Source organism: Archangium sp. (assembly GCF_045802675.1).
GTDB lineage: Bacteria > Myxococcota > Myxococcia > Myxococcales > Myxococcaceae > Archangium.
This window is the reverse complement of sequence record NZ_JBJMQO010000112.1, coordinates 1-11,987: the sequence shown is the minus strand read 5'-3', so window position 1 is coordinate 11,987 and position 11,987 is coordinate 1. Positions and strand designations below refer to the sequence as shown.

At 71.0% G+C, this 11,987-nt stretch carries 6 protein-coding genes and 1 pseudogene; 2 read left to right on the top strand and 5 right to left on the bottom strand.

Going from position 1 to position 11,987, the window contains the following annotated elements; genetic code table 11:
- The first annotated feature begins 67 nt into the window (after positions 1-67).
- Positions 68-1,318 carry a cytochrome-c peroxidase gene (locus ACJ8AN_RS31900; RefSeq protein WP_407759308.1) on the top strand — a complete coding sequence of 417 codons (1,251 nt, stop codon included), beginning with the start codon at positions 68-70 and terminating at the stop codon, positions 1,316-1,318.
- A 4-nt stretch (positions 1,319-1,322) separates the two neighbouring features.
- On the opposite strand, the gene ACJ8AN_RS31895 is transcribed toward ACJ8AN_RS31900, so the two are convergent.
- Complete coding sequence (locus ACJ8AN_RS31895; protein ID WP_407759307.1) at positions 1,323-2,633, bottom strand: LysM peptidoglycan-binding domain-containing protein; 1,311 nt, start codon at positions 2,631-2,633, stop codon at positions 1,323-1,325.
- 266 nt (positions 2,634-2,899) lie between these two features.
- On the opposite strand from ACJ8AN_RS31895, the gene ACJ8AN_RS31890 reads away from it, so the two are divergent.
- Positions 2,900-3,844: a class I SAM-dependent methyltransferase gene (locus ACJ8AN_RS31890; protein ID WP_407759306.1), complete on the top strand. Its 945-nt coding sequence runs from the start codon at positions 2,900-2,902 to the stop codon at positions 3,842-3,844.
- On the opposite strand, the gene ACJ8AN_RS31885 is transcribed toward ACJ8AN_RS31890, so the two are convergent.
- The 4 genes and pseudogenes from ACJ8AN_RS31885 to ACJ8AN_RS31870 form a co-directional block, all read right to left on the bottom strand.
- Positions 3,831-8,822 (bottom strand): protein kinase domain-containing protein, encoded by a 4,992-nt coding sequence (locus ACJ8AN_RS31885; RefSeq protein WP_407759305.1) that lies wholly within the window; start codon positions 8,820-8,822, stop codon positions 3,831-3,833. The genes ACJ8AN_RS31890 and ACJ8AN_RS31885 overlap by 14 nt on opposite strands.
- Before the next feature lie 233 nt (positions 8,823-9,055).
- Positions 9,056-9,796: an Imm52 family immunity protein gene (locus tag ACJ8AN_RS31880; protein ID WP_407759304.1), complete on the bottom strand. Its 741-nt coding sequence runs from the start codon at positions 9,794-9,796 to the stop codon at positions 9,056-9,058.
- A 9-nt stretch (positions 9,797-9,805) separates the two neighbouring features.
- Positions 9,806-11,290, bottom strand: coding sequence for a Tox-REase-5 domain-containing protein (locus ACJ8AN_RS31875; protein WP_407759303.1), 1,485 nt, complete (start codon positions 11,288-11,290; stop codon positions 9,806-9,808).
- 76 nt (positions 11,291-11,366) lie between these two features.
- Positions 11,367-11,987, bottom strand: a pseudogene (locus ACJ8AN_RS31870) (esterase); the annotation flags it as partial.

Below are 11,987 nucleotides of genomic sequence, written 5' to 3'. Positions count from 1 at the left end.
TGTGCCTCGCGCGGGCATGGAGCGGACGCACGGCGATTCCCATCTTTGCCTCGCACCAGGAGATGACATGCACCTGCCGAGAGTCCGGATCTTCCCACCCCTCGTCGCGGGGTTGCTTGCCTGTAGCGGCCATTCGTCCGCGCCGGAAGCGGCCCCGGCGGTGGCGGCGTCCCCGGTGGCGCTCACGCCCCTGGAGCAGCTCGGCAGGCAGCTCTTCTTCGACGCCAACCTGTCCGAACCGGCGGGACAGGCGTGTGCCTCGTGTCATGACCCCGGGGCGGGTTGGACGGGGCCGGCCTCCCACGTCAACGCGCGGGGCGCCGTGTATGAGGGCGCCGTGGAAGGACGCTTCGGCAACCGCAAGCCGCCCTCGGCCGCGTACGCCACGCAGTCCCCGCTCTTCCACCTGATGGATCGTCAGGGCACCTTCGAGGGCGGTGCCTTCTGGGATGGCCGCGCCACCGGAGAGAAGCTGGGCACTCCCGCCGCGGGCCAGGCCCAGGGGCCCTTCCTCAATCCCCTCGAGCAGAACAACCCGGACGCCGCGGCCGTCGTGGCCAAGGTGTGCCATGCGGCGTATACGCCCCTCTTCCGCTCGCTCCACGGGGAGGACATCTGTGACGGCGCCCACGTGGAGCGGGCCTATGACGGCATCGCCCGGGCGATCGCCGCCTTCGAGGCCTCTGGCGAGGTGAATGCCTTCTCCTCCCGGTACGACGCATACCTGGCGGGCAAGACGCAGCTCTCGGAGCAGGAACAGGAGGGCCTGCGGCTCTTCGAGGGCAAGGCCAGGTGCGCCCGGTGTCACCCGAGCCAGCCGGGCCCCAAGGGCGAGCCGCCGCTCTTCACCGACTTCACGTATGACAACGTCGGCGTGCCGCGCAACCCGGACAACCCCTGGTACGCGCTGACGGAGTTCAACCCGCTCGGTGCCGCCTGGGCGGACAACGGACTGGGGGGCTTCCTGGCGACGCGCGCGGACTTCCGGCTGTACGCGCGGGCCAACCTCGGGCTGCACAAGGTGCCCAGCCTGCGCAACGTGGACAAACGGCCCCGGACCGACTTCGTGAAGGCCTACGGGCACAACGGCTACTTCAAGAGCCTCGAGGAGGTCGTCCACTTCTACAACACGCGCGACGTGCTGCCCGTGTGCCTGCCGGGGACTCCCAGCACCCCCGGCGCCGACTGCTGGCCGCCGCCGGAGGTGGGGCTGAACGTCAACGCGGAGGAACTGGGCAACCTCGGGCTGTCGGAGGAGGAGGAAGCCGCGCTCGTCGCCTTCCTCCGGACGCTCTCGGATGGATACGCCACTCCCTGAGCGCCTACGCGCCGAGCACCTGAAGGGCCCGCGCGTAGTAGGCGTCGCGGCTGGCCTTGCCGTTGTAGCCGCCGTTCACCCGGTAGGTGATGGCGTCGAAGTTGCCCGCGTCCGCGTAGCTGTTGAGGTTGCGGCTGTTCCAGAACCAGGCGGCGGTGCGGAAGCCCACGTCGGGGTCCGCGGCGCGCGTCGGGTTGTTCTCCAGGTCGATGCCCAGCGCGCGTCCCGCGGCGCGGTAGTTGTTGCGGCCGGTGAGCTGGATGGGGCCGCGGCCCTTGAAGCGCACGCCGTCACCCGGCTGCGTGTTGCCCAGGTCCGCCCGGCCCTCGTAGGCGGCGCCCGAGGCGATCTCCTCCATGTAGCGGAACTGGCCGCTCTCGTGCGCCAGCTGCGCGAGGAAGGCCGCCTGGCGGCGCGGGGTGTTGATGCCCGCCTCGGCCATGGCCGAGTTGAGGTAGGGCAGGTACTGCGCGGCCTTGTCCTGCGACAGGTTGGGCATGATGGCGCGCAGCTGCTGCAGGCTCACGCCGCCCGAGGTGCCCCCGCCCGGACCCGTCACGGGCCCGGGGCCGCTCACCGGGCCCGGCTGGGGCGCCGAGCCACCGGGGATGGTGAGGCGCTGGCCCACCTGGATGAGGTTGGGATTGGAGATGCCGTTGGCCTGGGCGATGGCGCCCACGCTGGTGCCGTAGCGCGAGGCGATGCCGCTGAGCGTGTCGCCCGGCTGCACCGTGTAGCTCTGCGAGCCCTGCGACGGCGCCGGAGTCGGAGGCGGAGCGCTGGGGCCCGAGCCGCCGGGGATGGTGAGGCGCTGGCCCACCTGGATGAGGTTGGGATTGGAGATGCCGTTGGCCTGGGCGATGGCGCCCACGCTGGTGCCGTAGCGCGAGGCGATGCCACTGAGCGTGTCACCCGGCTTCACCGTGTAGCTCTGCGCGCCCTGCGACGGCGCCGGAGTCGGAGGCGGAGCGCTGGGCGCCGAGCCGCCGGGGATGGTGAGCCGCTGGCCCACCTGGATGAGGTTGGGGTTGGAGATGCCGTTGGCCTGGGCGATGGCTCCCACGCTGGTGCCGAAGCGCGAGGCGATGCCACTGAGCGTGTCACCCGACTTCACCGTGTAGCTCTGCCCCCCACGGGTGGTCGCCGGCGACGCCCGCGGCGCATCGAAGCCGTCGGGGATGGTGAGGCTCTGTCCCGCGATGATGCGGTTCGGGTCCTGGAGGTTGTTGGCCTTCGCGAGCGCGTCGACCGAGGTGTTGTACCTGCGGGCCAGCGAGCCCAGCGTGTCGCCCGGGCGGATGGTGTGCACGGCCATGGAGAACCCCGTGATGGAAAATCGTCCGGAGGCATTATCGGACCCACCCCCCCGGAAGTTGCGTCCCTTTCTCCCACCCGGGCGCACCTTTATTCCGCTCATTCCCCTGCCCTTCGGCCAAGCGCCGGGCCGGTGGCCCCGTCCATGGGAAGGGAGTGGGAAGGCTCTTCGTTTTGGTGGCGATGGAAGGACCTCCCTCCTCTTCGAGCGATGCAGCTTCTCCTGGCGATGTCCAACCCCTACGCAATGAATTGGCCGCACCTGTGATGGAGTGGGTCGATTGGAGTGATGCATTCGTTCGGGCGACCTCGTGGCTGGATGACATCCACGCGCAGATCACCCAGGGTGGAGATGTGCAAATGGGCATGGAGTGCCTGCACCAGGGCCTCCGGACCTTGCGGCGCAAATGGGACCGCGAGGAGTGGCGCCGCTTCTGCCTGGAAGCCGTCCGCTCGCACCCGTTGCGCGGGGTCATCCACAAGTGTCCCTTCACGCGCCACGCCTTCGAGCGGCCGCGAGGGTACGCGGGGGATGCCGCGCTCATCGACTACCTCTACGACGACCACTCGCACGTGGAGGGGTTGGATCACGAGGGCCGCGAAATCTACCGCTACATGCATGATCAGCCGAGCGCGCGCAGTGTGCGCGAGCGGCGGGAGCTGCTGGCGCGGGAAATCGACGCCACGGCCGAGCGCGTGCACCTGCCCCGCATCCTCTCCGTGGCGTGCGGGCACCTGCGCGAGGCCGAGCTGTCCCACGCCGTGCGCGAGGAGCGGGTGGGCGAGCTGCTCGCCTTCGATCAGGACCCCCTGTGCCTGGCGGAGATTTCGCGCGAGTTCCCCACGGGCCCGGTGCGCACGGTGTGCGGCTCGGTGCGCTCGATGCTGCTGGGGAAGACCGTCTTCCGGGACATGGACTTCGTGTACTCGGCGGGGCTGTACGACTACCTCGCCGAGGGCACCGCGGCCCGGCTCACCCGGCTGCTCTTCCACATGCTGCGCTCGGGGGGCAAGCTGCTGGTGGCCAACTTCGCCGCCCTCCCGCCCGAAACCGGCTACATGGAAGCCTTCATGGACTGGTGGCTCGTCTACCGCGAGGAGAGCCAGATGCGGGCCCTCACCTCGGAGATCGACCCGTCGGAGCTGGCCGAGGTGAAGCTGTTCCGCGACAGCGTGAACAACGTCATCTACCTGTCGCTCACGCGTCGCTGAGGTCGCTCGTGCCGTTGCTGCTCCGCGGCTCCTCGGGGCCGCGGCGCGGCAGGGTGACGGTGAAGGTGGAGCCCTTGCCCGGGGCGCTCTCCACCTCGATGGTGCCGCCGAGCGCCTGGACGATCTCCCGGACAATCCACAGCCCGATGCCGAAGCCGCCGTAGTGGCGCACGGACACGGCGCGCTCGAAGCGCTCGAAGATGCGGGCCGCGTCCTCCTCGGCGATGCCGATGCCCTCGTCGCGCACGCGCAGCCGGGCCTGCTGCTCGTCGCCATCCAGGAGGACGCTGATGGGCCGGCCGGCGCCGTACTTCGTCGCGTTGGTGAGCAGGTTGAGGACCACCTGCTCCAGCCGCATGGCGTCCCAGTGGCCCACCAGGCTGGGAGGCAGGTCCAACCGCAGGTCGCACTCGGCGCGGGACAGCGCCTCGCGCGAGCGCTCCACCACGCCGCGCACCACCTGCACCAGGTCCACGTCCTCGAGCTTGCCCAGCATCTGTCCCTGGGCGATGCGCGAAATATCCAGCAACTCGTTCACCAGCTTGCCCAGGCGCTGCGTCTGGAGGTTGGCCGACTCGAGCTTGGCGCCGAGCCGCTCGGGTGGCAGCCGCTCGAGGCCCTGGCGCAGCTGGGACATGAGGCCCTGGATGTGGAGCTGCAGCGAGGTGAGGGGCGTCTTGAGCTCGTGCGCGGCGATGGAGAGGAAGTCGTCGCGGCGGCGCACCGCCTCCTGCTCCTCCCGGTAGAGCCGGCCCCTCTCCTCGGAGAGGGCGGCCATCTGCTCGAAGCCCTCGGCGTTCTCCAGCGCGGCGCCGGCGAGGATGCAGACGAAGGAGGCCAGCCGCTCCTCGTCCTCGCCGAAGAGCTCGCCCACCTGCCGGTGGCTGACGCACACGCACGCCACCGTCTTGCCGCGCACCTGGATGGGAGCGCACAGGAGCGAGCGCACGCCGAGCAGCTCCATGCTCTCGCTCACCCCGCCCGGCATGCCCTGGCCCATCACCGCCGGGCGCCCCGTCTCCAGGGCCCGGCCGATGGCGGTGCGGCCCACACCCGCCGCGGCCAGCTCGTCCTCGGGCAGCAGGGCCTCGGGCTCGAACACCACGCAGTGCTCGGGGCGCAGCAGCTCCATCATCGACTGGCGCGCGGCCTCGAAGACGGCCTGGCGCGAGAGCGCGGAGGCGATGCGGCGCCCCGCCTCCAGCACGCGGGGGAAGCGATCCGCGAGCGACAGCGTGTCCGAGCGCTCCGAGTCCACGGGCCCTTCCTGGCCCAGGCCCTGCTCCAGCTCCTGCAGCTCGCGCGTGGCCGATTCGATATCCGCCGCGGCGCCGGGCCAGCCGAGTGCCCTGCCCACCTCACCGCGCGCCAGCAGGGACTGGGCGCGCTCGTGGCGCATGCCCAGCGTACTGGCCACGCTCAGGCTCTGCTCCAGCCAGCGGCGGGCGCGGCGCGCGTTTCCGGTCATGGCGGCCAGCAGGGCCCGCTCGCGCAGGGCGTGGGGGAGGTTGTTGCGGTAGGTGCTCGCCACGTCGTGGGCCTTCCGGGCCACGTGCTCGGCGCGCTTGAGCAACGCCTTGCGCTCATGCGGGGATAGCGGCGACACCTGCTCGGCGCGCTGGCGCAGGGCGGTGGCGAGCCACCCCGGAATGGGCGCCACGTACTCCGAATGCAGGTGGGCCGCCTCGGCGATGCGCGCCGCCTCCTCCAGCGTGGCCACCGCGCCCTCGGCGTCTCCCTCGCGCAACTGGCGGATGGCCTCGGCCTGGAGCACGCCCGCGTGCGACTGCGGGTCCGCCTCGGGGTTGGCGATCTCCGCCTCCAGCAGGCCGCGCGGGATGCGGCCCCCCGAGGCCTTGCCCCACGCCTCCAGCGCCAGGCGCACCGCGTACCGGTCCCCAATGGCGAGCGCGTCTCCGTGCAGCCGCTGGCTGGTTTCGAGCGCCTCCTTCAACTTCCCCTGCCGGTAGAGGCTCATGATGGTGTTGAAGGTCGCGTTGTTGACCTCCCAGCGGTCACCCGTCCTGTCCAGCAACCGCACGGCCTCGCGGCATTTCTCGATGCTCTCGTCGAAGCGGCTCTCCGCGTAGAGGGCCAGGGCGTAGAAGTGCAACGTCTGTCCTTGTCCCCACACGTCGCCCATCTCCCGGCGCATGGCCAGGGACTTCTCCGCGTAGGCATTGGCCCTGCGGAACCAGGGCAGGGTGGTCATCGCCGGCGAGTGCTCCGAGTAGGCCTGGGCCAGCTCGGGCGTGGGCGGGTAGCGCTCGGCGATGTTCAGGTCTCTCAGGTGGGCCCAGATGACGGCCATGCGCCCGCGCAGGTACCAGTAGTTGTAGGCCAGGCGGCTGTAGATGTGGACGGCCAGGAGATCCTCTTCACTCTTGTCGAGCGGCCGGCGCGCCAGCCACAGCCCTGGCAGCAGGGTATGTCCCGCCTGCACGCCTACTTCCCAGAGGGCCGCCAGGCTGAGGGCCGCGGACGTGCGGGGCACGAAGCGGCCGAGCAACCGGAGGGCCCGCTCCATGGCGGCATTGCCCTCGTCCACGTTGCCGCGCCGGAACGCCAGCTCGCCCAGCTTGGCGAGCGTGCGCGCCTGCTCCAACCGGTCATGGGCGAGCGACTGGGCGAGCGCGAACTGGGGCTGGGCGGCGTCGTAGCGGCCGCGCAGCATGAGCACGTCCCCGAGGCCGGCGGCGATGCGGAAGCGGGTGCCCGGGCTGGCCCCGCCGGCGCCGCGCTCGGCGATGCGGTAGTTGTGCTCGGCCGTCTCGAGGGCGAACTGCTGCCGGGCGCGCTCGGCGGCGAGCAGCGCGTGGGGCAGGGCCTGGGTGTACTCGCCCGCGGCGTCGAAGTGGTAGGCGAGCTCGAAGGGGTCCGCCGGCGGGTTGGCGGCGATGGCGCGCGCGGCCAGCCGGTGCAGCTCCCGGCGCTCCTCGGGCTTGAGGAGGCTCAGCAGGGCCTCGCGCAGCTTGTCGTGGACGAAGGTGTAGCGGCCGCCCGAGCCCTCCCACAGCATGTGCCGGCGCCGCGGCTCCACGAGGGCCGCCGCCACGCGCTCGCGCGGGGTGCCGGACAGCGAGGTCACGCGCTCCTGGTCGAAGTTCTTGCCCAGCACCGCGCCCACGGAGAGCAGCCGCAGGGACTCGGGAGGCAGCAGCTTGAGGCGGCGCACGAGGAAGGAGGCCGCCTGGCGCGAGGAGCGCACGTGCGCCATGGCCTCGGGCTCCACCTGCCAGCCGCGCGGGCCCGGCACCAGCGCGCCGTCCTCCACCAGCCCGTGCAGCACCGCCGAGGCCATGAAGGGGTTGCCCTCCGACAGGCGCACCACCAGCTCCATGGCCTCGCGCGGTAGGGTGCCGGCCATCGACTCCAGCATGCGCGCCACGTCCGCGGGCCCGAAGGCCGTCAGCCGCAGGTGCGCCGCGGGGTTGAGCCGGCGCAGCACATGCCCGGGGCCCACCTCCTCGCTGCGGAAGGACACGATGATCATCACGTGCCCGCCCACGTTGCGGCGCGCCTGTTGCCATGTCTCCAGGGAGCGAAGCGTGGGCTCGTCGGCCCACTGGCAGTCCTCGAGCAGCACCACCGCCGGCTCCGCCACGGTGCCCAGCGCCCCCAGCAGCGTGGTGAGGGCCCAGATGCCGCGGCTCTCGCCCAGGGACTCGGGGCCCAGGCCCTGCTGCTGCGCCGGACGCAGCACCGGCTGCAACTGCGGCAGCACCGTGCACACCGCCGCCGCCTGCTCCTGGAGCCGCTCGCGCAACAGCTCCGCCAGCGCGGGCCGCTCCTTCGCCGCCGCGGCGATGCCCGAGGCCACGTCCGCGAAGAGCTGGAAGGGCCGCTGCGCGGACTGGGCCACGGCCTGACCCTGCAACAGCCAGGCGCGGTGCTGGCGGGCGCGCGTGGCGAACTCCTCCAGCAGCCGGCTCTTGCCGCCGCCGCTCTCGGCCTCCACCACCAGCAGGCGCCCCGGCTCGGTACGCGCCCGCTCCAGCTCACGCTCCAGCAGCGCCAGCTCCTCGTGGCGGCCCACGAAGGAGGGCTCCGTGAGGCTGTGGCGCATGTCGTGCGCGCCCGCCACCAGCTCCGGGTCCTGCTCGCCGCGCGCCAGCGCCGCCTCGATGGCGCGCAGGTCCTCGCGCGCGGATTCGGCCGACTGGTAGCGGTCCTGGGGGTCCGTCTGCAAGAGGCGCGCGACGACCTCCTCCAGGGCGCGGGGCACCTCGATGCCCACGCTGCGCAGCCGGGGCCGGGTGGTGAGGTGCTGGCGCAACACCTCGCCCACGGAGGCCCCGTCGAAGGCGGGGTGGCCCGCGAGTGTCTCGAAGAGCACGGCGCCCAGTGCGTACAGGTCCGAGGTGGTCTCCACCGGGCGGTTGAGGAGCCCGGCCTGCTCGGGCGACAGGTAGCGCGCGGTGCCCACCGGGAGGTCTCTCAGGGAGGGATCCAACCGTTCACTGCGCGCCAGCCCGAAGTCCACCAGGGTGGCCCGAGCGAGCGTGGGGCGGCCCTCGACGATGATGTTGGAGGGCTTGACGTCGCGGTGGAGGATGCCGTGCGAGTGGGCCTCGGCGAGCGCGGCCAGCACGCACTGGCCGACGATGAGGGCCTCGGGCACGGACAGGGTGCCGCTGGCGAGCCGCTCCTGGAGGGACGCCCCGGGCACGAAGGGCGTCACCAGGTAGAGCAGGTCGCCCCCTGACCCGAAGTACAGGACGGGGACGAGGTAGGGGCTCTGCAGCGAGCGCAGTACGCCCGCCTCGTGCTCCAGGCGCTGGCGGGTGGTGGGCACGAGGGAGACGGCGGATGTCGTCTTGATGACGAGCCGGGAGCCGGTATGGAGGTCCACCCCGAGCCACGTGGTGATGCCACGGCCCTGCTTGATGCGCTGGGTCAGCTCGAAGCGATTGCCCAGTCGCCTGCCGGGGTGCGCCCCTTCCAGAGAGGGTCCAGCCTGTTCGTAGCCCTCCGCCATCAATGCCCTCCCCCTCTGGTCGCACCACCTACGCGTGGTGGGGTCGGCGCGTCATCGACAAGCTTGGGACCGCGGGGTGCGGTGCCAAGGGGGGCGAGGCGGCCTCGTGCGCCAGTGGGTAGGGTGCTTCAAATGGAGAGGGGTGCCCGCCCGCGCATCCCCTCGGGCACGGGCGCGAGGGCTCGTGCCACCGTCCGGAGGGCAGGCGGGCGGGCGGGCGGCGCCCTGGCGCGTCATGCGTCGGCGGCGGGGGGCTCGGGGATTTCGATGAGGCCCGCGCGATCGAGCAAGTCACGCACACGCGCGGTGAAGGCCACGTGCTCCGGGTTGCTCGCCGTCATGCGTTCGGGGGAGAGGACGAGGAGCCAGCCCAGGGTGCCCACCGGCTCGATGCGCCCGGGCGCGGGCAGCGGCGGCAGCTTCCCCAACCGCCGCGACAGGTACGTCAACCAGCCCACCCGCACCTCCCCTTTGCGCTTTTCCACGAGGTCCAGCATGGCGTCCGAGGTGGCCATCGCGAAGTCGGGGTCCCAGGCTGTGGCCATGCTGGTGAGCACTTCGGTCAGAACGGGTGCACTCAGAATCCGCTCCCGTACCGGGCCTTCACGGGGTGGCTCGAACAGGCACGAGTTGTGCGCTCCCATGCCGTACGCACCGCCATGGAATTCGAGGCGGGTTCGTTCCTTCTTCGCATTCCACACGTACTGGCTGAACCCGAAGCCCTCCAGGATCTTCTTACCCTCGTCCGTGCGGAGCCTCCCGCGAAGGAAGAATTGCTCCAGTTCCTGCACGTCTGGGCGTACGGGGTGGCCCGGCAGCCCGGTGGGGGCTCCACGTCCTCCCCGGTACCACTGGGTGAACGTCGGGTCACACCGCGCCAGCATGTGAAAGAAGAGCTCCGCGCGCCGGGCCGCCTCCAGTGCCGTCTCCTTGCGCGGTCCCCAGTAGGCCCCGACGTAGTAGTCCTCTTTCATTCGAACTCCTCACCGCTTCAAGGAAGTGTCGCGGACATCGATGTTGTCCCATCCTTCTCGTCTGAAGCGTTGGCGAAGGAAACTCGCGAACTCCGGCTCCGCCACGTGCCAGATCAACGGCAGCTTCAGTGTCTTGGCAATTCGCGACTGTTTTCTCGCCTGTTCCATCAACCCCTGGAACCCCTTTCCACCTTCGAACCAGGGCTTCAGGGTCCCGTCCTTCTCCAGGAACTGCTTGTAGCCGGGGCCCTTGGCCTCCAGCAGCTCCTTGCCGGTGAAGCTGTCGAACTCCATGCCATCAATCAGGTACACCCGCCAGGCGGGCTGTCCCGTCACCTGCTCCTGGTAGTCGAGTGCGTCCTCGGACTCGGTGGTGGGCGTCTTGTACGTCCATCTGCCGGGCCCCGGGCGCGGGGGCGTCTGGCTCGACTGCCCCTCCTTGGCATCTCCGCCGCCGCTGTTGCCCTGGCCGCTGCTCGCCATGTGGAGGATGGAGAGGGCACCCAGCTCCACGCCCAGCGTGGTCGTCACCGTGCCCCCGGACACCACCACCCTGCTCAGTGCCAGCTCTCCCCTGGCCGTGAGTGACACCACCGGCAGCTCCGCCCCCAGCCCGCCCATGCGGCCCACCGTGACCTCCGCGCCTCCGAGCAGCATGAGCACGTGCGTGGACAGGCGTGCCGCCTCGCGGAGCTGGTCCCCGTGGGACATGGCGCCGTAGCGCGCGAAGTACTCGGGGGAGGAGGCGATGAGGAGCGCCACCGTGGTGGGCAGTTGCCCGAGGTCCTCCACGGTGCGGATGGGATGGAGGACGGTCCTGGCCAGAGCCACCGCCATCTCCCCCATCGCATCCTGGGCCCCATCCAGCGCGGCGTTGAGCCAGTCGCGTTTCAGGCCCAGCTCGGCCCACGGCGGGGTGTCGGCGCGCCGCAAGACATCGTTCACCGGGTAGAGGACGCCACCGCGCGAGAAGTAGAACTCACCCACGGCGAGGCGGCCCACCTTCCATTGGCCTTCCTCGAGCGTCACCTGCCCCATGCGCTGGAGGGGCTCTCCGGTGAGCGCGGCCACCAGGTACCCATCCGGGCGTACCAACACCAGGGACGCGAAGCGCCGGGTGCGCCGCCGCAGTTCCGCGTACTCCACGCGCTCGCCGCCCTCGAGCACCTCACCCAGCAGCCAGAAGAGCACCCGGCGCGGGGCGAAGCTCTTCGTCGTCACGCGCGTCTTCGCCACGCGGCCCAGGAGTTCACGCGCCTGCTCCAGGTAGAGCGCCGCGCCCACCGGGTGACGCGCTTCTTCCCCGAGGCCACTCGCTTCCTGAACGATTTGGAAGGGGTCTTCCGTCCGCTCGGGGAACCCGCCCGCGCCTCCCGGGATGGAGCCGCTCGCCGGATTCCCGAGGGAATGGCCCGTGGCGCATCCGCCCAGCAGCACGAGCGTGGCCAGAGCCAGGACAACGGGGCCGATGCGGCTTCGTATTCCGGGGTGCATGGGAGACCTCTCTGGAATCACGAAGCCTGGCCACGGAAGCCGGAGCGCATGAGGCCCCGGCTCCCGCGGCCCGGGACTACTTGTACTCCACCGTCAGGACGGCGCCGGTGCCCTCGGTGAGGAAGAGGTAGGTCATGGCGGCCTGGTTCTGGGCGAACTGGAGCCGGGCCTGCGTCTTGCCCGTCGTGTTGATGGCGGCGAGGCCCGCGGCGTTGAAGTCCGTGGAGCTCTGCGCGCCGGTGGTGAACTTGATGAGCTGGGCCACCGCCGGGGCCGTGGCGGCCGCGGTGTAGTCGGTGGTCTCCGTGGCGGCGGTGCCAAACGTCCCGTTCTTCAGGTCGATGGTGAGGGTGTTGGCGGTGGGGTCGGCCCACGGGTCACCCGACGCGGAGGACAGCGTCACCTTGAGCGAGGCGCGCACGATGGTGGCGGTGTCCGGGAGCGTGGAGGTGTCGAACGAGAAGAGGGAGCGGTTGTACTTGCCGTCCGAGCCCTTGCCGAGCGCCGGCGTGGTGATGGTGCCCACCGCGGGCGAGGTGCCATCCGCGTTGGCCTTCACGTACCCGTCATCCGCGGCGATGCTGCCGAAGGTGACGGTCGTCGTCCCGGCGGTGCTGTTGCTCACCGTCACCGAGGTGTCGTTGTCCGAGCTCACGTTGTTGGCGGCGTCATACGCCTTGGCCATGAGCGCGTGGCT